Origin of the sequence: Nocardia cerradoensis NBRC 101014, assembly GCF_000308535.1 — a bacterium.
In the GTDB taxonomy this organism is placed as follows: domain Bacteria; phylum Actinomycetota; class Actinomycetes; order Mycobacteriales; family Mycobacteriaceae; genus Nocardia; species Nocardia cerradoensis.
The window spans coordinates 1-22,664 of sequence record NZ_BAFW01000257.1; the positions used below are offsets into that span (position 1 = coordinate 1).

Consider the following 22,664-nt stretch of genomic DNA (forward strand, 5'->3'; position numbering starts at 1 on the left):
GCGCGCGGCGATTCGGCGGGTCCGCGCACCGCCCAGCAGGCCGTCGTCGAGCAGGAACCGGAGGACTCGTCGACCTCGCGTTTGGTCCGCGACTCCGGATCCATCGCGGTCGCGACGCTGGTCAGCCGCATCACCGGCTTCGTCAAACAGCTGTTGCTCGTCACCGTGCTCGGCCCGGCCATCGCCAGTGCGTTCACGGTCTCCAGCACGATCCCGACCATGATCTCCGAGCTGCTGCTCGGCGCGGTGCTCACCGCCATCGTGGTGCCGACCCTGGTCCGCGCGGAGAAGGAGGACGCCGACCGCGGCGCCGCCTTCGTCCGCCGCTTGGTCACCGCGGCATTCACGGTATTGGCCATCGGCACCGTCCTGGCCGTCGCCGCGGCACCGGTGATGACCACCCACATCTTCCTGTCCCACGACGGCAAGGTGAATACCGCGCTCACCACGGCGCTCGCCTTCCTGCTGCTGCCGGCCATCCTCTTCTACGGGATGTCGGGCCTGCTCATGGCGATCCTGAACACCCATCAGGTGTTCAAACCGGGTGCCTGGGCGCCGGTGTTGAACAACGTGGTCGTGCTGGCGATTCTGACTCTGTACGCGGTCACACCGGGAGAGATCAGCCTCGATCCGGTCCGGATGAGCGATCCGAAGCTGCTGGTCCTCGGCGTCGGTGTGACCGTCGGTGTCATCGTTCAGATGGTGAGCCTGCTGCCGGCCATCCGGCGGCTGGGGATCGATCTGCGCCCGCTGTGGGGGGTGGACGCCCGGCTCAAGCAGTTCGCCGGGATGGGCGCGGCCATCATCCTGTACGTGTTCATCAGCCAGATCGGCTGGACCATCGCCACCCGGGTCTCCTCGCACGCCGACGTCGCGGGCCCGACCATTTATCAGAACGCCTGGCTGCTGCTGCAGCTGCCGTACGGCGTGCTCGGCGTGACGCTGCTGACCGCGATCATGCCGCGCCTGAGCCGCAACGCCGCCGCCGACGACAATCCGGCGGTGGTCGACGACCTCGGCGTCGCCACCCGTCTGACCATGATTTCGCTGGTCCCGGTGGTCACCTTCCTCACCATCGCGGGTCCGCAGATCGGCCAGGCGCTGTACGGATACGGCCATTTCGGCAGTTCGGATGCGGGTCGTCTGGGCGAGGCGGTCTCCTGGTCGGCGTTCACGCTGATTCCCTACGCGCTGGTGCTGATTCACCTGCGGGTGTTCTACGCGCGGGAGCAGGCCTGGACACCGACCTGGATCATCCTCGGCATCACCGGCGTCAAGATCGTGTTGTCGCTGCTCACACCGGTGTTCTTCAGTGACGATCACGTGGTCATCGCCCTGGGTGTGGCCAACGGTCTGGGCTTCGTGACCGGTGCGGTGATCGGCGGCTGGCTGCTGCATCGCAGTCTCGGCGATCTGCGGATGGCCAATGTCGGCCGGACCGTCACCCGCGTGGTGCTGGCCTCGGTGGCCGGCGCGGCGGTGACGCTGATCATCGATCAGGTGCTGGGCCTGTCCCGGCTCGACGGCGGCCTCGCCTCGGTACTGCGGGTCGGCCTGGATGCGATCGTCATGTTCGGCGTCGCCTTCGGCCTGATGCGCCTGGCCGGGGTTCCGGAGATCGTCGCGCTCACGGTCGCGGTGTCGCGGCGCCTCGGCTTCACCCCGCCGGCGCCGGACCTCGGCTTGGACGACACCGCGGTCGATATGCACGACACGATGGTGCTGCCGCGTCCGGACCTCGCCGCTCCGTATTACTACCGCTACGACCCGTATACCGACGCCCAGACCATGGTGCTGCCGGTAATCCGTCCTGGTGCGGTTGACCGCACCGGCCAGGACGAGTTCCCGTACCCTGTTCGGCAGAGAAACGCAAATGCCGGTGCTACACCGGCACAACGGACTTCGAGATATCAGGGCGAAGGAGGAGCGAGGGTGAGCGACGACGCGGCGGAGGGTCAGCCTTCCGCCGAGGCTGCCGACGCGGCAGGCGCAGTGCGCACCGACGACGTCCCGCCCGGGAGTGTTCCGCCGGCCGACCGCACTCCGGAATCCGCATCCGACCATACGGAAGCGTCGAACGCCGCTGCGGCGCCCGACGGCGAAGCCGGTGTGGACGCAGATGTCCCCGACGCGCCGAACGCCGCGGACGCGGTGAACGGCAACGGTGCGGAAGCGGTGCCGCCCGGCGCGGTGCCGCCGCGGGATCCGGCCTACGACACCGGCATGCTGCCGGTCGGTTCGCCGGAGATGCCCCCGATGCGGGTGGAACCGCCGTCCCGGCGCGTGCCGCGCGGTCCCAAACTGATTCCGGGCGCCTCCGTGGCGGGTGGCCGCTATCGGCTGCTCGCCGACCACGGCGGCGCACGCGGACTGCGGTTCTGGCAGGCCTTGGATGTGAAACTGGACCGCGAGGTCGCGCTCACCTTCGTCGATGCCGATCAGAAGGCCGGCGACAATCCCGGCCACGACGGCCCGCAGGCCATTCTCTCGCGCACGCTGCGCCTGGGCCGGATCAACTCGTCCGGCCTGGCCCGTGTGCTCGATGTGGTGCGCGGTAGTTCCGGCGGCATCGTGGTCGCGGAGTGGACTCCCGGCCGCTCGCTGCGGGAGATGGCCGAGACCAAACCCTCGCCGATCGGCGCGGCCCGAGCCATCCGGGCTCTCGCCGCGGCGGCCGAACTGGCCCATCGCGGCGGCGGTTCGCTGTCGATCGACCATCCGGACCGGGTGCGCATCAGCGCCTCCGGCGATGCGGTGCTGGCCTTCCCGGGCACCTTGGCCGATTCCGATGCGCAATCGGATGTGCGTGGCCTCGGCGCGATGCTGTACGCGCTGATCACCGCCCGCTGGCCGATCCGCACCGGCGGTGTCACCGGTGCCGCCGCGACCGTCGGCGGGCTGAAGCTGGCCGATTTCGGCAGCGACGGCTCTCCGGTGGAACCGCGTCAGATTCGTCCCGAGGTGCCGTTCGAGATCTCCGCGGTGGCGGTCCGCTCGCTCGAGGCCGACAAGGGCGTGCGGACGGCGGCGACCGTGCAGCACGTGCTCGAGCAGGCCTCGGTCGTCGACCAGAAGACCGACTTCATCCCGGTCCTGCGTCTGGGCCAGCGTGCGGTGGCGAATCCGGACGAGACCCTCGCCGATCCGGAACTGCTCGCCGCCGAGCGCGAGCGGTCGCAGCGAATGCTGTGGATCCTGGTCGGCTTGGGCGTGCTCGCGGCGCTGGTGGTCGGCGTGATCATCTGGTGGTTGCTGAGCATCTTCGCGCCGGGTTCGGCCGACCAACCGCTCAACGAACAGCAGCGCAAACTGGGCCTGACCACGGCCAGCGTCGCACCGACTGCCCCGGCGGCGCAGCCTGCGGGACCGGCGCCGACCACGGCCGCCGGACTTCCGCTGCAGGCCACGGGCGTCTCGGTGTACTCCCCGGAGGGCACGCCGGACAGTCCCGGCAACGTATCGGCGCTGCTCGACGGAAATCCGACCACCACCTGGCACACCGATCAGTACTTCCAGCAGTTCCCGGCTCTGAAGAAGGGGGTCGGGGTGCTCGCGACGCTGCCCGGCCCCAGCAAGGTGAGCAAGGTCGTCATCGATTCCGCGTCACCGGGCACGGTGGTCGAGGTGCGGACCTCGCCCACCGCGGTGCCCACCCTGGATCAGACCCAGCTCGTCGGCCAGGCCACCCTGGCCGACGGCACCACCACGATCCCGGTGCAGTCCGATCAGCCGGCTCGCTACGTGCTGATCTGGATCACCCAGCTGGCCAACAACGGCGGCCAGTTCCAGACGTCGCTCGGCGACATTCGCTTCGAGGCAGCTTCCTGATTCGTGCCGTCGCGGCCGGCGACCGTCCCGGCTCGTGATAACGCCTCGCTCTGGTTGCTACCGATTCGTAATGAACGTTATGATTCACAGCGCGCTCTCAGCAGGGGAGCTTCCTGGGATCTGGTGTCTCGGTCCTGGATGATGCGGAATTAGCGGCCTGTCCGGTGTAGGACTTCGTGCCGTCGTGAGCGCTGTCCAAGGGGTTTGTGTGTCGTTCGAAGCGATCGCCAGTGGGGGGACACCGGAGTCGTCTGCTGTCCGTCGTCGCTCGATCGATCCGGACGAAACCACCGATTTCGAATTACTTTCCGCCCATGTCGCGGGCGACCGTGATGCTTTCGGCATTCTGTTCCGCCGTCATTACCACCGGCTCTGGCAATTGGCGCTGCGCACCTGCCGCACTCCGGAGGATGCCGCCGATTCGCTGCAGGACGCGCTGCTGTCGGCGCATCGCAATGCCGCCACCTTCCGCGGGGATGCGGAGGTACGCAGCTGGCTGCATCGCATCGTGGTCAATGCGTGCCTGGATCGTATGCGGCGCAACAAGTCTCGGCCCGCGACATCGCTGTCGGACGAGTCGATGGCCGAACCGGCGGTGGAACGCGACGACATCGCGCAGCGCGAGGTGAAAATGGTGGTCGCCGCGGCGCTGTTCACGCTGCCGCCCGATCAGCGAGCAGCGCTGGTTGCGATCGACATGGAAGGGTATACCGTAGCGGAAGCGGCGCAGTTGCTGGGCGTCGCCGAGGGGACGATCAAAAGTCGCTGCGCCCGGGGCCGTAAACGGCTGGAACAGGAATTGGAATTCCTGCGAAATCCGGGGAACCGGACGTAGCCGAGAAGCGTCATTACTAACAGACGGACAATTATTCGTTGTGCTTGCCGCCGCATCGCTGCGATGACAGGTGCTACATCATGAGGCCGGACCCGGAGAGGCGATGGACGACAAGGGCGAATTCGCCGCGCGGCGACGCCGTTCCGGGGTGTGGGGCGACGAATCGGACACAGGAGGTGTGATGGCAGCCCGTCCGGTGCCGCGCCCTCCGTTCTCCACCGATCTGCTGGCCGATCTGCACGCCGACAACGTCCCTCCCGAACAGGCCGAGCTGCTGTGGCCGCAAGTTCGCCGCGACCCCGACGCCGTTCGTTTCCTGCACTCGCTCGACGGCGTGAGCGCCGAGTTACGCGCGCTGAGCCTGGACGACCACATTCTGCATCCGATCCCCACCCAGGTAGCGGCCCGGCTGGACGCGCTGCTGGACGAGTTGTCGCGCGGCGAACAGCCGCAGCCGGTCGCCACCGTCCACCATCTCTACGGCGACGGATCGGGCGGCGAACCGCCCTCCACCCGTCCGATGCCGGCGCTGGACGCGGTAGCGCAGGAGGCGCTGCCCGAAGAACCGATGCCCATGGAACCGCACGAGCAGGACGCCGATGTTCCCGGCGCGGCGGGCCCGGGCGCGCCGGTCTCGCTGGACGGTCACCGCGCGAAGCGATGGCGCTGGTTCACCGCGGCCGCGGCGGCAGTGGCCGTCATCGCCGGAACACTGGTCGCCGTGGACGCGGTGACCGATCGCACGGTCAGCCCGAAGGCGCTGCCGGCGCAGCACAGCGGCACCGTCGCCCTCGACGACGAGCTGTCCTCCGCGGCCGTGCTGAGTGCCATGGGCCGCAACGACGTCACCGGCGCGCTGTCGGGCCCCGGGGCCATGGCCGGCTGCGTGAAAGCCGCGATTCCGGACCGCACGGTGCTCGGCTCGACGAATGTCACATATCGCGGTGAATCGGCCGTCCTGATTCTGCTCACGGGCCCGCGGCCGCCCAAGATCACCGCGCTGGTCGTCGGGACCGGTTGCAGCCCAGCGGATCCGCAGATCCTCGAGATGCGCGATATCGGCTGACGGCGCGTGGGGTGCGCGAACGCCTCGTCGACGGCGACGTTTCCGGGCGTGGCCTCGAGTACGGCCGGTCGGCGGCGGGAACATCTACGTTTACCCTGTTGTTGACCGACACGCCTGTTGAACACACTTCGGAAGGGCATCATGAGCACGCCTGTACGCGATCTGATCATTGTCGGCTCCGGCCCCGCCGGCTACACCGCCGCGGTCTACGCTGCCCGGGCCGAGCTCGAACCGCTGCTGTTCGAGGGCACCCAGTTCGGTGGCGCGCTGATGACGACGACCGAGGTGGAGAACTTCCCCGGCTTCCGCGACGGCATCATGGGCCCCGATCTCATGGAAGAGATGCGTGAGCAGGCCAAGCGCTTCGGCGCGGATATTCGTACCGAGGATGTCGAGGCGATCGATCTCTCCGGCCCGATCAAGTCGGTCACGGTCGGCGGCGAGGTCTACCAGGCCTACGCGATCATCCTGGCCATGGGCTCGGCGGCCCGCTATCTGGGCGTACCGGGCGAGCAGGAGCTGCTCGGCCGCGGTGTCAGCGCCTGCGCGACCTGTGACGGCTTCTTCTTCAAGGGCCAGGACATCGTCGTGGTCGGTGGTGGCGACTCCGCGATGGAGGAGGCGACCTTCCTCACCAAATTCGCCTCCAGCGTGACGATCGTGCATCGCCGCGAGGAATTCCGCGCCTCCCGCATCATGCTCGAGCGGGCGAAGGCCAACGAGAAGATTCGCTTCCGCCTGAACTCCGAGGTGGTCCAGGTGCACGGCGACACGGCCGTGACGAGTCTCACCCTGCGCGACACCAAGACCGGCGAAACCTCCGAACTGGCGGCCACCGGCCTGTTCGTGGCGATCGGCCACGACCCGCGCAGCGAATTGGTCCGCGGCCAGGTCGATCTCGATGCCGAGGGCTATGTGAAGGTGCGCGAGCCCGGCACCGCGACATCGGTGGACGGCGTCTTCGCGGCCGGCGATCTGGTCGATCACACCTACCGCCAGGCCATTACCGCCGCCGGTACCGGTTGCCGTTCGGCGATCGACGCCGAGCGCTGGCTCGCCGAGAAGGGCGACATCACCAGCAACACCCTCGATAACGCCGGCAATCCGGTGGAAGTGACCGCCGGCTGATCCCCCCGAACCCTTCGAATATCGCGTCATCGCACACCGCTAGGAGTACCGCCATGTCCGAAACAGCCACCAAGACCGTCACCGACGCCACCTTCGAACAGGATGTGCTCGGCAGCGACAAGCCGGTGCTCGTCGACTTCTGGGCCTCCTGGTGCGGTCCGTGCAAGATGGTCGCCCCGGTGCTGGAGGAGATCGCCGCGGCGCACGGCGACAAGCTGATCGTGGCGAAGGTCGACGCCGATGCCAACCCCACCAGCTCCCGTGACTACGGTGTGATGGCACTGCCGACGATGATCCTGTTCTCCGGCGGTAAGGAAGCCAAGCGCATCGTGGGTGCCAAGGGTAAGGCCGCGCTGCTGCGCGAACTCGAGGGCGTCATCTGAGTTCTCCCGGTCGAGGCCCCGGATCAGGGTACGTCGCGAGCGTGCCCGGCCCGGGGCCCCGATGCGGTTTCACCAGGAGGCACTCCGGGACCCGATGGCTGTGTACTATTTCGGCACCCGGAGAATTGCCGAAATACGGCTCGGGTCTGAGACAATCGACCGACGCTCCGGTCGTGCGAGGGTGTGTGCCATCGCATAAGTGGGTACCCGGGTTGGCGGAAGGAAAGGGCTCTCACGCATGCACCGACTTCGTCACGGCGATACTGGTCCAGCCGTCGCTGAGGTCCGGAGCACCCTGGCAAGTCTCGGATTCCATCCACACCCGCACGGGACCGACCGGTCCGGCGGGCAGGGGGAGTACTGGAAGGACTCCGACGCCGTCTTCGATCGTGAACTCGATTCGGCCGTACGCGCTTTCCAGCAGCAGCGCGGCCTGTTGGTCGATGGCGTCGTCGGGCCCGCCACCTATCGTGCGCTGAAGGAGGCCTCCTATCGCCTCGGCGCCCGCACCCTGATCTATCAGCTGTCGGCGCCGCTGTACGGCGACGACGTCGCCACTCTGCAACGCCGCCTGCAGGATCTGGGCTTCTACGTCCATCGCATCGACGGCTATTTCGGGCCGCACACCCACGATGCGCTCACCGCCTTCCAGCGTGAGATCGGCCTGTCCGCCGACGGCATCTGTGGTCCGGACACCCTGCGTTCGCTGGAACTGCTCGGCGCGCGGGTCACCGGTGGCAATCCCCATCGCATCGCCGAGGAGGAGGTCGTGCACCGGGCCGGCCCGCAGCTGACCGGCAAGCGCATCGTCATCGACCCCGGAATGGGCGGCGAGGACAAGGGTTTGGCCGTGCCGACGGAATTCGGCGATGTGTACGAGTCGGAGATTCTCTGGGATCTGGCGAGCCGCCTGGAGGGCCGGATGGCCGCCACCGGCATGGAGACGTTCCTGTCCCGCCCGTGGGGCGCCAACCCGACCGACGCCGAACGCGCCGAGACCTCGAACACCTTCGATGCGGATCTGATGATCTCGCTGCGCTGTGCGGCGAATCTCAGTTCGTCCGCGGGCGGTGTGGCCAGTTTCCACTTCGGGAATTCGCACGGTTCGGTGTCGATGATCGGCCAGGTGCTGGCGGGATTCATCCAGCGCGAGATCGTGGCGCGAACCTCGTTGCAGGACTGCCGCACCCACGCCCGCACCTGGGACCTCCTGCGGCTGACGAAGATGCCGACCGTCCAGGTCGATATCGGATACCTGACAAATGATTACGACGCCTCGGTATTGACCAATCCCCGGATGCGCGATGTGATCGCGGAGGCCATTCTGATCTCGGTCAAGCGGTTGTATCTGCTCGGCCAGGACGATCAACCCACCGGCACTTACACCTTCGCCGAGCTGTTGGCCGAGGAATTGGCCGCGGCCGATCGGATGTAGGTCCCGAATAGCACAGGAAGGCGCCCCCGGAATTCGATCCCGGGGGCGCCTTCCTTTTTTCGTGTCAGTGGCCTTTTGCGTGTCAGTGGCAGGGAACGCCCGGCTGCGCCTGCATCGCAGCAGCGGCAAGCAGCTGGTCCAGAGCGCGCTCGACGTCTTCCTTCCACAGATGATCGCTGTCGAGTTCCAGCCGCAGGCGCGGGAATCGGTGATGTTGGGCCACCACCGAGAATCCGACATCCTCGAGGAAGTCCGCATCGATCATGCAGCTTTCGGGCGAGCAGGCGCTGTTGGCCTTCTGCCGCGGCGCGGAGGCGATACCGTGGCCCGGCGAATCGATGCGCTCCATGAAGAACATGGACCGCACTCCACGGGCCGGCAACGCGGTCGCTGCCGGATCGGTACGAATCCCGAAGGCCTCGATCGCTCGCACACCTCGGCGCATCAGATCGCCGACGACGGCCTGAATCAGCCGATGGGCAATATCTCCATCATTGTGCGGCGGTTCGGCCCGCAGCGTGGTCAGCAGGACCGCGTCCGGGCTCACGGGGGAGGTGGGGAACAGTGCCGCGCGCGGAACCACACTGGGCGGCGAATACAGCGCACATCCGGCCGGCTGACCGTCGACAACAGCGATCTGCCCGCACGATCCCCATTCGAGCATCACCGTTGACAACCACGCCTCCTTTTCGAAGACGGGGTCGCTGAATTCACGGGAATCTGCCGCCACGGCCGGGTCGATCTCCCAGAACACGCATCGACGCGCATGTGCCGGAAGTTTGTCCAGTCCGCCGAGGGTTAGTGCGGTCACGCTGGTCGACACCGCTCTGCTCAGCCTCCAGCTTTCCGATTCATCTATGCTCACGCCGCATCAACATCTTCTCGCCAGCAAGAATATGCGATCAAAGCGAACGCCTCATTTCCCATCCCTTATCGATCGCGGCACATTCGGATCGGCGCGAAAAACAGCGGTGTCACAGTGACGTTTCTCGCCGAACCCCAGGGGTCTGTCTCGTCAGAGCTGTTGTTGCTCCATCAGCCCGACAATGCGCTCCAGATCGTCGACCGAACCGAACTCGACAACGATCCTGCCCTTCTTCTTGCCCATACTCACCGTCACCCTGGTGTCGAACGAATTGGCCAATCGCTCGGCGACCTTGTCCAACCCCGGTGCGTAAATCTGCCTCCGCTTCGGCGTCGGCTTCACTTCGTCTTCGGGGTAGCGGTTCGCGAGAGTGACGGCCTCCTCGGTCGCACGAACCGACAACCCCTCGGCGACGATGCGTTCGGCCAACCGCTCCTGCGCCTCGGCGCCCGCTTCCAACCCGAGCAGGGCACGAGCATGTCCGGCGGAGAGCACGCCGGCCGCGACTCGTCGCTGCACCGGAATCGGCAACTTCAACAGGCGAATCATATTCGTGACGACCGGTCGGGATCGGCCGATTCGGTTCGCCAGTTCCTCGTGGGTGACGCCGAATTCCTCCAGCAGCTGCTGATAGGCCGCCGCCTCTTCGAGCGGATTCAGCTGCACCCGGTGGATGTTCTCCAGCAGCGCATCGCGCAGCATGGCGTCGTCGGTGGTTTCCCGCACGATCGCCGGAATGGTCTCCAGGCCGGCTTCCTGGCAGGCTCGCCATCGCCGTTCACCCATCACCAGCTGATAGCGCGGAGTGGGGGAGGACTCCAGTACCCGCACCACGATCGGCTGCATCAGGCCGAATTCCCGCACCGAATGGACGAGTTCGGCGAGCGCATCCTCTTCGAAGACCTGCCGCGGCTGCTTCGGATTGCGCTCGATCTGATCCGGCGGAATCTCCCGATATACCGCTCCGGCACCCGACTCCTCGGCCGCATCGGGAACCCGATGCAGATAGGCCGACGCGGGATGCGGGCCGATCGGATCGAGTCCGATCACCGCATTGGCTGCCGCACTTCCGAGTCCCTGCACATCGGCAGGACCGGTCGGAATCAACGCGGCTAGTCCGCGCCCCAAGCCACCCTTCTTCGCCTGACTCATCGGCCTACCGACCCCTTTCCTGTGCTGCACCAGCCGTACCGACCGCAGCGCCTTCTTGGCCCGGCGTCGCTCGGCTCTGGACGACGGCCGAGCGGGCCGCGATCTCCCGCCCCGCATCGAGATAGCTCATCGCGCCGCGGGAACCAGGATCGTAATCGAGCACGGTCATGCCGTAGCCCGGCGCCTCGGAAACCTTGACGCTGCGCGGAATCACCGAGCGCAGCACGGCGTCACCGAAGTGGCCGCGAACCTCTTCGGCAACCTGGTCGGCGAGTTTGGTCCGGCCGTCGTACATGGTGAGGACGACGGTCGAGACGTGCAGTTCGGGATTCAGATGTGCCTGCACCAGACCGATATTGCGCAGCAGCTGGCCGACGCCCTCCAGCGCGTAGTACTCACACTGGATCGGGATCATCACTTCCTTGGCCGCCACCATCGCGTTGACGGTGAGCAGGCCGAGAGAAGGCGGGCAGTCGATCATGACGTAGTCGATGTCGTAGCCCGCCAGGTTGGCCTCTTGGATGGCGGCTTTCAATCGACCCTCACGGGCGACCATGGAGACCAATTCGATTTCGGCGCCCGCGAGATCGATCGTCGCCGGAATGCAGAGCAGGCGTTCGTTGTGCGGGCTGCGCTGGATCGCGTCCTGCACCGAGATCTCACCGATCAGCAGTTCGTAACTCGACGGCACACCCGAGTGATGCTCCACGCCGAGCGCGGTGCTGGCATTGCCCTGAGGGTCGAGATCGATGACGAGCACCGTCATCCCCTGCAGCGCCAGTGCGGCAGCGAGATTCACGGCCGTCGTCGTCTTACCGACGCCGCCCTTCTGATTGGCGATGGTGATGATGCGTTGCTCGCGAGGCTTGGGGAGGTTGAGCGAGCCGGGGTGCAGGACCTGGCTGGCGCGATGGGCCTCGGCCGCGATGGGGGTTTCGGCGGCGGAGATATTTCCGAATGCGGTCTTGGCGAATTCATCTCCCTCGAGGCCACCGCTGTCCAGCATTCCGGGCACCCGGGACGTTGTTTCCCGTGAAACATTCGCCGGACGGTTCGACATACAGGCTCCTAACCCCGAGAACTTCAGACACGTGCCCAGGCAGCACCGGCGCCGCATGGCTCGAACAAGCAGAACGCGGAGCTGCCGGGAACCGCGAAACCGCGCGCTCACGCTCGACGACAACTAGCTTGCCAGCACCGGCCAGAATACGGAAGTTGAACCGCGGCAATCACTATGCGACACGCGCGGAATGACTCGTCGCGAGCGTCGCATGCGGCTTCGCTGGGCGTTGTTTCACATGAAACAACCAAAGTTACTGTGCGCGTCGGGCGCGTCGATTCGCTTCCTTGTTCGCCCGCTTCTCCGCGCGCGGGACACGCTCCACGCTGAGCACCACGGTCGGGGGTGTCACGATCCCGACGCCGCATTCGAGGATCTGCGCGTGGCCGGCGCCGGCGCGCGCCAATTCCACCCGATCACGCTCGAGCTCCTCGGCGACACTGGATCCCTTGAGCGCCAACATATGGCCGTGTTCATGGATGAGCGGCAGGGACCACTTCGCCAATTTCCCGAGGGGGGCGACCGCACGAGAAGTCACGTAATCCGCGCCGCCCGCTTCCTTCCGGACGTCCGGCTGTTCGGCACGCCCGCGGACCACGGTGATCTCGAGTCCGGCCGATTCGACGAACTCCGCCAGGAACTTGGTGCGCCGCAGCAGCGGCTCGACGAGTGTGATGCGGAGGTCCGGACGCGCGATGCCGAGGGGGATCCCGGGAAGTCCGGCGCCGCTGCCGATATCGACAACGGACGCTCCGAGGGGAATCAACTCGCCCAGCACCGCGCAGTTGAGGATGTGGCGATCCCAGAGTCGCGGCACCTCCCGCGGTCCGATCAGACCGCGTTCGACGCCCGCGGTCGCCAGCGCGGCGCAGTACTGCTCGGCCAGCGGAAGGCGATCGCCGAACACCTCGGCCGCCACCGCGGGCGGCGTCAGATCGACCGAGTCACCGCCGGGGGAGTGCTGAGGTGTGGCACCCGCGCCTCGTTCCACGTGAAACATCCTTCCGGACCGTCGAAATCCATCAACACAAAGAGTAGGGCCCCCGGTCCGATGAACCGGGGGCCCTACCTTACCCATTCGACATTCTCAGGCCGGGATCACGACCACGTGCCGGTTGGGCTCGACACCTTCACTCTCGCTCGCGACACCGTCCACGGCCGCCACGGCATCGTGAACGATCTTGCGTTCGAACGGAGTCATCGCCGCCAGAGATTCGGGCTTACCCGATTCCGCCACCCGCCGCGCCGCATCGGTTCCGAGGGCGCTCAGCTCCTCGCGACGCTTGGCCCGCCACCCGGCCACGTCGAGCATCAGGCGGCTGCGCACACCGGTCGCCTGCTGCACGGCCAGTCGGGTCAACTCCTGCAGCGCATCCAGAACCTCGCCGCGCCGACCGACGAGCTTCGACAGATCCCGCCCGCCGTCGATGCTCACGACCGCTCGGTCGCCCTCGACATCCAGATCGATATCGCCGTCGAAGTCGAGAACGTCCAGCAGCTGCTCCAGATAGTCGCCCGCGATTTCACCCTCTTCGATCAACGCCTCTTCGGCATCGGTCGGATCCGGTTCGGTCGCCTCGTCGCGGTCGTCCACCGCCGCCGCATCATCCTGCACACCGAGGGCCACAGTGGCGTCCCCTCCATCGGTCTCAACAGTCATATGTCGTTTCCTTCAATCTGAATCATCCGTCGTATCGGATCCGCTAGCGACGTCGCTTCTGATTCGCTCGACCTCTGTTGCCGGATCGCTTGCGATTACCCGGCCCGGGCGACTTACCCGACGAGCCCGACTTGCCGGAGGCCGAACCGGCCTTGGCCGAAGAACTCGAACTCGTGGAGTCCGAAGTCGTGGAGGCGGCGGTGCCGTTGGTCGCGGCCGCGGACTTGTCCGCGTCGGCGGCCGACGTCTCGGCGGCGCCGGATTTCTTCTTGGCGGTCGGCTTGGCGCCGGGCTTCGGCGCGTTCTGCGCCTTCCGCTCGATCGCCTCTTCCTTCTTCTGCTGCTCTTCCTTGTCGATACGCCCGAAGACCAGATGCTGCTGCCCGTAGGTCCAGATGTTGTTGGACACCCAGTAGAGCAGGATCGCGATGGGCAGGAACGGGCCACCGACGACGACACCGAGCGGGAAGACCCACAACGCCAACTTGTTCATCAGCGCCGCTTGCGGATTCGCCGCCGCCTCCGCGCTCTGGCGTGCCACCGAGGCGCGGGCGTTGAAGTGGGTCGCGAGGCCGGCGATGATCATCAGCGGAACCGCGACGACGACCATATTCCACACATGCGGGATGCCGCCGTAATCCGCGTAGGCATCCAGGGTCGCCTTGGGGGAGGTGATCGCGGCGGAGATCGGCGCACCGAAGATACGGGCGCTCAGGAACGACTGCACATCGTGCGCGCTGAACACGTAGTTCGGCGTCATCGCGTTCTGCTCGGGCGTCATGTGCAGCTGGCCGATACCACTACCGGTGCGGTTGAACGACCGCAGCACGTGGTACAGACCGATGAACACCGGCACCTGGGCCAGCACCGGCAGACAGCCCATCAGCGGGTTGAAGCCGTGTTCCTTCTGCAGCTTCTGCATTTCGACGGCCATCTTCTGGCGGTCGTTCTTGTACTTGCGCTGCAGTTCCTTGATCTGCGGCTGCAGTTCCTGCATCTGCCGCGTGGTGCGCACCTGTTTGACGAAGGGCTTGTACAGCACCAGGCGCAGGGTGAACACCAGGAACACCACTGCCAGCGCCCAGGCGAAACCGTTGCTGGCGCCCTTGTCGAAATCTCCGAGTCCGAAGACGAACCCGAAGATCCGGTGCCAGAACCAGAGGATCCAGGACACCGGGTAATAGATGAAGTCGAGCACGGCTCTATGTACTCCCGTCGGTCGTGTCGCCGGTCACCGCGCGCGGCGACCCTTTACAAGACTTGTGTTCAGCCGCCTCGTCATGGGCCCGGCTCGTCTCGTGAGCCGCTTCGGCAGCAGCCCGTTTCCGTTCCGGAACCGGGTCCCACCCACCAGGGTGCCAGGGCGCACATTTGGCCAGACGCACGGCCGCCAATCCGAGACCGACGACCAGCCCGCGAGTACGCAGAGCCGTTACCGCGTACTCACTACAGGACGGGGTGAATCGGCACACCGGCATGCGGGTGGGGGAGACGTAGGTCCGGTACAGCTCGATCAGGAAGATCACGAGATTCGCCGGAAGCCGCGTCACCACGCGCAGGCGGTTCATGACGCATCACTCGAAGCCACCCGCGCGGCGGAGAGATCGAAGGACATTTTCCGCAGCGCGGAACGCAATTGCTGATCCAGCTCCGCCGAGGTCGCGGTCGCGGCACCGGGGAGGGCGCGGATCACGACATCGGCCTCCGCCGGAAGATCGGCGACGACCCCGGCGCAGATATGACGCAGGCGGCGGGCGACGCGGTGTCGTACCACCGCGGTGCCCACCGCCTTGCTGACGATCAATCCGAAACGAGGACCACCGAAGCGCGCGAGCGATCGGACCGCCGCATCGTCGGGCCTCCCGGCATCGTCGGATCTCAGGTCCACCGATGCCGACGGCACCACCACATGCACGACGATGTCCCGTCTCCCGACTCGTCGGCCACGTCGCACCGTCCGGGAGAAGTCGGCACGATGATGCAGCCGGTACGGCTCAGGCAACACCCGAGTGTCCGAGCACGTAACGGGTGAACGGAAGCAGCGAGACGATCGACGAGTCAGGCATGGCGGCGATGCCGATGCCGTGCGATCAGGCCGTCAGAGAAGCGCGGCCCTTGCGACGGCGCGCCGACACGATCGCGCGCCCGGCACGGGTGCGCATCCGGAGGCGGAAGCCGTGGACCCGCGCACGACGACGGTTGTTCGGCTGGAACGTCCGCTTGCCCTTGGCCACGGTCAACACTCCTCGAGTTGGTGGGCGCCAGGCGGCGCCCGAAGCTGTTCGGTGAAACGTATGTGGTCGCGATGAAAACTGGTCTTCATCGGCACAACGCCCATTGCGTGGTGGTCCCGCTGGATCGATGATTCGACCGGGCAGCAGGCAGCAAACACCTCGTCAACGGGTGACTGTACGAGGGTACTGATCAGCCAGGAGAGGGTCAAACTCGGGGTCCCTCATGAGACGCCCGCCACTGAACTTCCGGCCGGCGACAGCCGTTCACCCCGGGCGACTCACCGTGCTGCCGCGACGCGCCGTCTGGACGGCGCACTCGTGAACCACCCTTGTCACAGCCACCGCAGACCCACTACGATTCATAGCTAGAAGATAGCTGCAGAAGCGCAGGTCCAGGCGCTGACCGGGGGGTTGTTGCAGCGAACCACGTATCATCCCAGTTCTCCACATCTGTGGATAATTGTGTGGAAAGACCCCTGGAGTGGCATATTCGTATGGCTGACGGCCAGGCATGTCAGTGGTCGCCGACCGTTGGAGCTCCTGTCGAGTTGCTCCGGGGAGGAAATAATACGTGGACGACGAGCAGAACGTGTTGACCGCGGTCTGGCCCGAAGTGGTCGCCGAGCTCACCGCCGGCTCCACCGACGGGGCCATCCCGCCGGTGACCAACGCCCAGAAGGCGTGGCTCGGCCTGGTCAAACCGCTCACGGTCGCACAAGGCTTTGCCCTGCTCTCGGTGCCTTCTTCCCTGGCCCAGGAGGCCATCGAACGCGATCTGCGCGAACCGATCCTGCGGTCGCTCGCCCGTCGGCTGGGCCCGCAGGTGGAAGGTCTCGGCGTCCGGATCGCCGCGCCGGCCAACCCGCCGCCGGACCGTCCCGGTGCCGGCGCCCGCCACGCTCGCCTCACCTCCCGCCCCGAGCGGATGCGCGACAAGCCGCGCGAACCGGTCGGGTTCCCGGCGCCGCCGCAATATCCCGACGCCGACGATTTCCCCACCCCACGCTATCTTTCCCCAGCCGACTACCAGGCCCGGACCGCCTATCCCCAGGGTGAGTATCCGTCCGCGCCGATGGCCGGGGAATTGCCGGACAGCCTCGGACCGTCGTCGCCGCTGCGCCGGGACCCGGACGCGCATCTGCACGACGAAGCGCTGGTCCGGCATCCGGACAGTCTGCGGCGCGATCCCGACGATCTGCGCCGGGACCCCGACGCCTTCCGCCACGATCCGGACGCACTCCGGCGCGAAACCGACGCCCTGCGCCGGGACGCCGACACGCTGTCCGGCCGGGACGGACTGCACGGTCCGGATTCGCTGCGGCGGGAAGCGGACTCACTGCGCCGCGACCACGAACTGCACCATCCACCGGAGGCGCTGCGCCGGGAGCCCGAGCCACTGCGGCACGACCAGGAGCTGCCCCGGGCGGGCGGACATCCCGGACAGGAATCGCTGTTCGCGCCGGAACCGGAGGTCGGCCAGCGCCCGGGCGTGGCCGAGGACGCCGACGAACCGGTGGTGAGCGCGCGCAATTCCTGGCCGACGTATTTCGCGAAGTCGCCGGAACCGCCGGCACCGGCCCCCGCCTCGTCCTCGGCCAGTTTGAACGCCAAGTACACCTTCGAGACCTTCGTCATCGGCGCCTCGAACCGGTTCGCGCACGCCGCGGCGGTGGCGATCGCCGAGGCGCCGGCCCGCGCGTACAACCCGCTGTTCGTCTGGGGTGCATCCGGTCTCGGGAAGACACATCTGTTGCACGCGGCCGGGCACTATGCCCAGCGGCTGTTTCCCGGGATGCGCGTCAAATACGTCTCGACCGAGGAATTCACCAACGACTTCATCAACAGCCTGCGCGACGACCGGAAGGTGGCGTTCAAACGCCGCTACCGCGAGACCGACATCCTGCTGGTGGACGACATCCAGTTCATCGAGGGTAAGGAAGGTATCCAGGAGGAGTTCTTCCACACCTTCAACACGCTGCACAACGCGAACAAGCAGATCGTGGTGTCCTCCGATCGCCCGCCGAAACAGCTGGCGACGCTGGAGGAGCGCCTGCGCACCCGCTTCGAATGGGGTCTGATCACCGATGTGCAGCCGCCGGAGCTGGAGACCCGGATCGCGATCCTGCGCAAGAAGGCGCGGATGGATCGCCTCGACGTGCCGCACGACGTGCTGGAACTGATAGCGAGCCGGGTCGAGCGCAATATCCGTGAACTCGAGGGTGCGTTGATCCGGGTGACGGCCTTCGCCTCGCTCAACGGCCAGCCGCTGGATCTGTCGCTGGCCGAGGTCGTGTTGCGCGATCTGATGCCCGATACCACGACCATCGAGATCACCGCGTCGACGATCATGGCCGTGACCGCGGAGTACTTCAACACCACGCTGGAGGAACTGACCGGCCCCGGTAAGGCCCGGCCGCTGGCTCAGGCTCGTCAGATCGCGATGTATCTGTGCCGGGAACTGACCGACCTTTCCCTGCCGAAGATCGGCCAGGCCTTCGGTCGCGATCACACGACGGTCATGTACGCGGAGAAGAAAGTGCGCAAGGAGATGACCGAGCGCCGCCGGGTCTACGACCAGGTTCAAGAACTCACAGCCCGAATCAAACAGCGCTCGCGCTGAATCCCTACACAAGCCGATCCACCCGGTTGACCTGGGTGGATCGGCTTTTTCGTGTTGTGGATTCCTCGAGGAGTCCTTGTGGAGTCCTCGAGGAATCCCAGGTTTGTCCTCGAGGTTGCGCACAGTCGATGCGCCACCCTGTGCACGCATTCGCTCACAGCCCTCGGTCCACAGTTCCCACAGCCGAATTCGTCCACGGGGTCCGAACTGCGAAGACGGCCGAATCGGCATGTGGATTCCTCGAGGACTCCCTGTCAGGTCCTCGAGGAATCCCCCGGTAGTGCACCGATCGGCACACACGTGTGTACAACAGGTCTCGAGTCATGGAAGAACTCGAGGATGGCTCGAGGATGGAGGTTGAACAGTTTTCCGGCCTCCACAGCGGCTCACTGTTCATCCTCGAGTCACCCGCCGGACATCCCCACGCCGCCACGCCTCCTGAACTGGGCGAACGGCCCGCGTCCACAGAATCCACAGTGCCTACTACTACTTCAGTTCTTCTTCTTTAGATTTCTTCTTGAAAACAGGGTGTGTGGAAACTCGGCTCGGAGACCGACGGATCGATTCGCGGCAGTCCACATCCGAACGAAGCAGGGAGCAGAACGGATCCGGCCGTCCGGCGACGACGCACCGGGTGAGGGGGTGACGTAGTCATCGCCCGCTTGCGCGGGTACGGTTTGATGTCGGTCGCCTGTGCCACACTGCGGTGCGTACGGGCGAGCCGTTCCGACCGCATTGCCGCGCGAACCACGCTGTTGTATGAACGCTGATCACCACGGCGTCGAACAGATCACGACCGATCGAGACTGGGAGAGGACATACCGAGCGATGGAGCTTGCAAGTATGAAGTTTCGGGTCGCTCGCGAGGATTTCGCGGAATCCGTCGCCTGGGTGGCCCGTAGCCTGCCGTCTCGCCCGCCCGTGCCCGTCCTGGGCGGTGTGCTGCTGGTGGCCGACGAGGACGGCCTCACGGTCTCCGGATTCGACTACGAGGTCTCCGCGCAGATGCGCGTCGCCGCCGAGGTGGCCGGCCCGGGACAGGTGCTGGTCTCCGGCCGCCTGCTGGCCGACATCACCAAGGCACTGTCCAACAAACCGGTCGACGTCTCGGTCGACGGCACCCGCGTGCTGATCGCCTGTGGCAGCGCCAAGTTCTCGCTGCCGACCATGCCGGTCGAGGACTATCCCCAGTTGCCCGAACTGCCCCCGCAGACCGGCGAACTGGGTGTGGATCTGTTTTCCGAGGCCGTGGGCCAGGTGGCGGTCGCCGCCGGTCGCGACGACACGCTGCCGATGCTCACCGGTATCCGTGTGGAAATCGAGGGCTCCCGGGTGGTTCTGGCCGCCACCGACCGCTTCCGCCTCGCGGTGCGGCATCTGGAGTGGCAGCCCGGTCGCCCGGATGTGGAGACCGCGGTCCTGGTCCCGGCGCGCACGCTGTCGGAATCGGCGAAGACGCTCGGCGCCTCCGATGCGCCCGTCCAGCTGGCCTTCGGCACCGGAACCGACGGACTGCTCGGGATCGTCAACGGCGGCCGCCGGACCACCACCCGGCTGCTCGACGCGGAATTCCCCAAGTTCCGCCAATTGCTCCCCAAGGAGCACACCTCGATCGCGACCCTCCAGGTGAGCGCGCTGATCGAGGCCATCAAGCGCGTAGCCCTGGTGGCCGAGCGGGGCGCCCAGGTGCGGCTCGAGTTCTCCGATCAGGGCCTGCAGCTCTCCGCCGGCGGCGACGACGCCGGTCGCGCCGAGGAATGGCTGGAGGCCGAGTTCCGCGGCGAACCGCTGACGATCGCGTTCAACCCCGGCTACCTCAACGACGGTCTGTCGGCGCTGCATTCGGACCGGGTGACCTTCGGTTTCACCACTCCCAGCCGTCCGGCGGTGATGTGCCCGACCACCGACGACGAACCGGAACTGTCGGATTCCGGCGCGTTCGCGGCACTGTCGAGCAACTACATCTACCTGTTGATGCCGGTTCGTTTGCCCGGCTGATCGATTCGATCCCCATGGTTCCCGCCTCGCCGGCCGCGATACGACCGGCGAGGCGGCACTCGTTCACCCCGACCTGTGGAGATGTTGATAAACCTGTGAAAAACCCCGGGCGCGTGTGCATTTCGACCCGTCCGTCACAAAGTGCCTGGTGACGGCGGGTTCAGCTATGCACATCCGGACGCTCACACTGCGTGATTTCCGCTCCTGGGAGCACGCCGACCTCGAATTACCCACAGGCAGAACCGTTTTCCTGGGGTCGAACGGCAACGGTAAAACCAACCTCGTCGAGGCCGTCGGATATCTGTCCACACTCGGTTCCCACCGGGTTGCCGGTGACGCCCCGCTGATCAGGTTGGGGCAGCAGCGATCTCGGATCGGGGCGACCGTCGTCAACGGTGGCCGCGAACTGCGCATCGATGTGGAGTTGAATCAGGGCTCCGCCAATCGCGCGCAGATCAATCGGTCGCCGGTCCGCCGCACACGTGAGATCCTCGGCATCCTGCAGACCGTGTTGTTCGCGCCGGAGGATCTGGCACTGGTCCGCGGCGACCCCTCCGAACGCCGCCGTTTCCTGGACGAACTGGCCACCGCCCGGCTGCCGCGCCTGGCCGCGGTCCGTTCGGACTACGACCGCGTGCTGCGGCAGCGTTCCGCGCTGTTGAAAACGGCTGGGCGGCAGGCTCGTTCGCGCTCCGGTGCGCCGGCCGAACTGAGCACCCTCGACGTCTGGGACGGACATCTCGCTGCCCACGGTGCGGAACTGCTGGCCCAGCGACTGCGGCTGGTGCACGAACTGCACCCCTATCTCGAGCAGGCCTACCGGTCCATCGCGCCGGAATCGCGGACCGCCGCCATCCGCTACCGCAGTTCCGCGTTGCCCGAGGACTTCCTGGATCCACAGCGTTCTCCACAGCCGGGCGATGTCGAGGCGCTGGAGGCGAATATGTTGAGCGAGTTGGCTTCCGCGCGCGGCAAGGAGCTCGAGCGTGGCGTCTGTCTGGTCGGCCCGCATCGCGACGATCTGGATCTGATGCTCGGTTCGGCGCCCGCGAAAGGTTTTGCCAGCCACGGGGAATCGTGGTCGTTCGCCTTGGCCTTGCGACTGGGCGCCTTCGAACTGCTGCGCAGCGCGGGGACCGATCCGGTCCTGCTGCTCGACGACGTCTTCGCGGAATTGGATCGCCGCCGTCGCACCGCGTTGGCGGCCGTGGCCGCCGGCGCCGAACAGGTGCTGATCACGGCCGCGGTGCCCGAGGACGTGCCGCCGGAACTCGGGGCGAATCCGGTCCGGGTCGAGACGGACGGCGTCGCGGACGGGCGGACCTCGCGCATCGTCGAGCCCCCGCCCCGCGCGGACGAGCCCCGCGCGGGCGAATCCATCGAAGGCCGGCACCTCGGGTGAGGCCGATCGGCGCACCTGGGCCGAACCGCCCCGTACGCAAGGGGCGCGAGTTGTCGGACCCAGCGGCTAGCCTTGCCGCAATGCAGTGATCGGACGGGAAAACGATCGGACGGGGAAACGACCGGACGGGAAGGGAGTCGAAGATGGCCGCAGAACCCGGGCGCGAAGACGGCTCCCCGCCGTCCACCGGCCCCGAACCGGAACTGCGCGGTGTGGACCTGGCCCGCCGCGCCCTGGAGGAGGCGCGCGCCGCGGCCCGTGCCAGCGGTAAGGCGGTCGGCCAGGGGCGAGCCTCGCCGCGTAAGGGCGGGGTCCGAGCATTGCGTCGGCGTTCCGGCTGGTCCGGTGCGCGGCCCGATGACCGCGATCCCCAACTGCTCTCCGCACTGGCCGGATCTCTGGCCAAGAGTCGCGGATGGTCGGGAAAGGTCGCCGAGGGAATGGTTTTCGGCCGGTGGTCGGCCGTGGTCGGCGACGATATCGCGGCACATGCCGACCCGGTATCGCTCACCGACGGCGTGCTGAGTATTCAGGCCGAATCCACCGCCTGGGCCACCCAGTTGCGAATGCTGCAGTCGCAGATCTTGGCGAAGATCAATGCCGCGGTCGGGCAGGGCGTGGTCACCTCGCTGAAGATCAGTGGTCCCGCCGCCCCGAGCTGGCGCAAGGGCGAGCGGCATATCAAGGGGCGCGGTCCGCGCGACACCTACGGCTGATTCGCGACCGGTGAGTTTCACGTGGAACCGGTGCGGAGGTTCGTCTCGCGCGAAACCACATCGGCGTAACTTTGCCGCGCGGGATCCGAGTGCCCGTCGCTTTCCGCTGAGGCTCACGGGAGCGGGTTCGCCTATAACCGGACCCGGTGGCGACCGATTTCACGCACTCACGACGCTCTCAGGGGTGTCATAGGTGCATCCTGTGCCGGGGGTACCAGTAGGATGGAAGAGTAACTAGCGGCGATACCTTCGGCGCGTTCCGTGCAGCACGCGCGAGGACCC

Annotated in this window: 19 protein-coding genes; 10 read left to right on the forward strand and 9 right to left on the reverse strand. The window is 66.6% G+C overall.

Annotated elements, in window-relative coordinates:
• From murJ to ON23_RS27700, 6 genes are all read left to right on the forward strand, one after another.
• A partial coding sequence (gene murJ / locus ON23_RS27670; protein ID WP_051043470.1) for a murein biosynthesis integral membrane protein MurJ occupies window positions 1–3,828 on the forward strand: 3,828 nt, incomplete at its 5' end.
• A gap of 271 nt (window positions 3,829–4,099) precedes the next feature.
• A complete protein-coding gene (gene sigM, locus ON23_RS27675) occupies window positions 4,100–4,663 on the forward strand; it encodes an RNA polymerase sigma factor SigM (protein WP_039781846.1) in 564 nt (187 codons plus the stop codon).
• Window positions 4,664–4,844: 181 nt separating this feature from the next.
• Window positions 4,845–5,729: an RsmA family anti-sigma factor gene (locus ON23_RS36175; protein WP_157170297.1), complete on the forward strand. Its 885-nt coding sequence runs from the start codon at window positions 4,845–4,847 to the stop codon at window positions 5,727–5,729.
• Between the two features lie 141 nt (window positions 5,730–5,870).
• A complete protein-coding gene (gene trxB, locus ON23_RS27690; protein ID WP_039781816.1) occupies window positions 5,871–6,857 on the forward strand; it encodes a thioredoxin-disulfide reductase in 987 nt (328 codons plus the stop codon).
• A gap of 53 nt (window positions 6,858–6,910) precedes the next feature.
• On the forward strand, window positions 6,911–7,240 hold the full coding sequence (trxA, locus tag ON23_RS27695; protein ID WP_039781817.1) for a thioredoxin: 330 nt from the start codon (window positions 6,911–6,913) through the stop codon (window positions 7,238–7,240).
• Between the two features lie 238 nt (window positions 7,241–7,478).
• Window positions 7,479–8,675: an N-acetylmuramoyl-L-alanine amidase gene (locus ON23_RS27700; RefSeq protein ID WP_036507426.1), complete on the forward strand. Its 1,197-nt coding sequence runs from the start codon at window positions 7,479–7,481 to the stop codon at window positions 8,673–8,675.
• Window positions 8,676–8,757: 82 nt separating this feature from the next.
• Here the strand turns inward: ON23_RS27700 and ON23_RS27705 are convergent, their stop codons facing one another.
• The 9 genes from ON23_RS27705 to rpmH form a co-directional block, all read right to left on the reverse strand.
• The gene (locus tag ON23_RS27705) at window positions 8,758–9,498 is read right to left on the reverse strand and encodes a hypothetical protein (RefSeq protein WP_036507428.1); all 741 of its coding nucleotides are present in this window, start codon (window positions 9,496–9,498) and stop codon (window positions 8,758–8,760) included.
• Window positions 9,499–9,690: 192 nt separating this feature from the next.
• The gene (locus ON23_RS27710) at window positions 9,691–10,692 is read right to left on the reverse strand and encodes a ParB/RepB/Spo0J family partition protein (protein ID WP_039781818.1); all 1,002 of its coding nucleotides are present in this window, start codon (window positions 10,690–10,692) and stop codon (window positions 9,691–9,693) included.
• A 4-nt stretch (window positions 10,693–10,696) separates the two neighbouring features.
• Complete coding sequence (locus tag ON23_RS27715; RefSeq protein ID WP_244970073.1) at window positions 10,697–11,698, reverse strand: ParA family protein; 1,002 nt, start codon at window positions 11,696–11,698, stop codon at window positions 10,697–10,699.
• Between the two features lie 307 nt (window positions 11,699–12,005).
• Window positions 12,006–12,752 (reverse strand): 16S rRNA (guanine(527)-N(7))-methyltransferase RsmG, encoded by a 747-nt coding sequence (rsmG, locus tag ON23_RS27720; RefSeq protein WP_051043472.1) that lies wholly within the window; start codon window positions 12,750–12,752, stop codon window positions 12,006–12,008.
• An 87-nt stretch (window positions 12,753–12,839) separates the two neighbouring features.
• A complete protein-coding gene (locus ON23_RS27725; protein ID WP_210743953.1) occupies window positions 12,840–13,412 on the reverse strand; it encodes a Jag family protein in 573 nt (190 codons plus the stop codon).
• Between the two features lie 43 nt (window positions 13,413–13,455).
• Window positions 13,456–14,610: a membrane protein insertase YidC gene (gene yidC, locus ON23_RS27730; protein ID WP_039781820.1), complete on the reverse strand. Its 1,155-nt coding sequence runs from the start codon at window positions 14,608–14,610 to the stop codon at window positions 13,456–13,458.
• 4 nt (window positions 14,611–14,614) lie between these two features.
• Window positions 14,615–14,980 carry a membrane protein insertion efficiency factor YidD gene (gene yidD, locus ON23_RS37105; RefSeq protein ID WP_083904274.1) on the reverse strand — a complete coding sequence of 122 codons (366 nt, stop codon included), beginning with the start codon at window positions 14,978–14,980 and terminating at the stop codon, window positions 14,615–14,617.
• Window positions 14,977–15,417 (reverse strand): ribonuclease P protein component, encoded by a 441-nt coding sequence (gene rnpA, locus ON23_RS27735; RefSeq protein ID WP_083904275.1) that lies wholly within the window; start codon window positions 15,415–15,417, stop codon window positions 14,977–14,979. The genes yidD and rnpA overlap by 4 nt, the downstream gene beginning before the upstream one ends.
• Window positions 15,418–15,502: 85 nt before the next feature.
• Complete coding sequence (gene rpmH, locus ON23_RS37110; RefSeq protein ID WP_006550910.1) at window positions 15,503–15,646, reverse strand: 50S ribosomal protein L34; 144 nt, start codon at window positions 15,644–15,646, stop codon at window positions 15,503–15,505.
• Between the two features lie 571 nt (window positions 15,647–16,217).
• Here rpmH and dnaA point away from each other — a divergent pair.
• The 4 genes from dnaA (at window position 16,218) to ON23_RS27755 (ending at window position 22,382) form a co-directional block, all read left to right on the forward strand.
• Window positions 16,218–18,266: a chromosomal replication initiator protein DnaA gene (gene dnaA / locus ON23_RS27740; RefSeq protein WP_039781821.1), complete on the forward strand. Its 2,049-nt coding sequence runs from the start codon at window positions 16,218–16,220 to the stop codon at window positions 18,264–18,266.
• Window positions 18,267–19,094: 828 nt separating this feature from the next.
• Window positions 19,095–20,264 carry a DNA polymerase III subunit beta gene (gene dnaN, locus ON23_RS27745; protein ID WP_039781823.1) on the forward strand — a complete coding sequence of 390 codons (1,170 nt, stop codon included), beginning with the start codon at window positions 19,095–19,097 and terminating at the stop codon, window positions 20,262–20,264.
• A 166-nt stretch (window positions 20,265–20,430) separates the two neighbouring features.
• Window positions 20,431–21,666, forward strand: coding sequence for a DNA replication/repair protein RecF (gene recF / locus ON23_RS27750; protein WP_051043473.1), 1,236 nt, complete (start codon window positions 20,431–20,433; stop codon window positions 21,664–21,666).
• A gap of 143 nt (window positions 21,667–21,809) precedes the next feature.
• Window positions 21,810–22,382, forward strand: a complete 573-nt coding sequence (locus tag ON23_RS27755) for a DUF721 family protein (RefSeq protein ID WP_039781825.1) — start codon at window positions 21,810–21,812, stop codon at window positions 22,380–22,382.
• Window positions 22,383–22,664: the final 282 nt, after the last annotated feature.

Coding starts and splice junctions, on each gene's coding strand:
- ON23_RS36175 (WP_157170297.1), top strand. CDS start 4,845: ATGGCAGCCCGTCCGGTGCCGCGCCCTCCGTTCTCCACCGATCTGCTG.
- trxB (WP_039781816.1), top strand. CDS start 5,871: ATGAGCACGCCTGTACGCGATCTGATCATTGTCGGCTCCGGCCCCGCC.
- trxA (WP_039781817.1), top strand. CDS start 6,911: ATGTCCGAAACAGCCACCAAGACCGTCACCGACGCCACCTTCGAACAG.
- ON23_RS27700 (WP_036507426.1), top strand. CDS start 7,479: ATGCACCGACTTCGTCACGGCGATACTGGTCCAGCCGTCGCTGAGGTC.
- ON23_RS27710 (WP_039781818.1), bottom strand. CDS start 10,692: ATGAGTCAGGCGAAGAAGGGTGGCTTGGGGCGCGGACTAGCCGCGTTG.
- ON23_RS27715 (WP_244970073.1), bottom strand. CDS start 11,698: ATGCTGGACAGCGGTGGCCTCGAGGGAGATGAATTCGCCAAGACCGCA.
- rsmG (WP_051043472.1), bottom strand. CDS start 12,752: ATGTTTCACGTGGAACGAGGCGCGGGTGCCACACCTCAGCACTCCCCC.
- ON23_RS27725 (WP_210743953.1), bottom strand. CDS start 13,412: ATGACTGTTGAGACCGATGGAGGGGACGCCACTGTGGCCCTCGGTGTG.
- yidD (WP_083904274.1), bottom strand. CDS start 14,980: ATGAACCGCCTGCGCGTGGTGACGCGGCTTCCGGCGAATCTCGTGATC.
- dnaN (WP_039781823.1), top strand. CDS start 19,095: ATGGAGCTTGCAAGTATGAAGTTTCGGGTCGCTCGCGAGGATTTCGCG.
- recF (WP_051043473.1), top strand. CDS start 20,431: ATGCACATCCGGACGCTCACACTGCGTGATTTCCGCTCCTGGGAGCAC.
- ON23_RS27755 (WP_039781825.1), top strand. CDS start 21,810: ATGGCCGCAGAACCCGGGCGCGAAGACGGCTCCCCGCCGTCCACCGGC.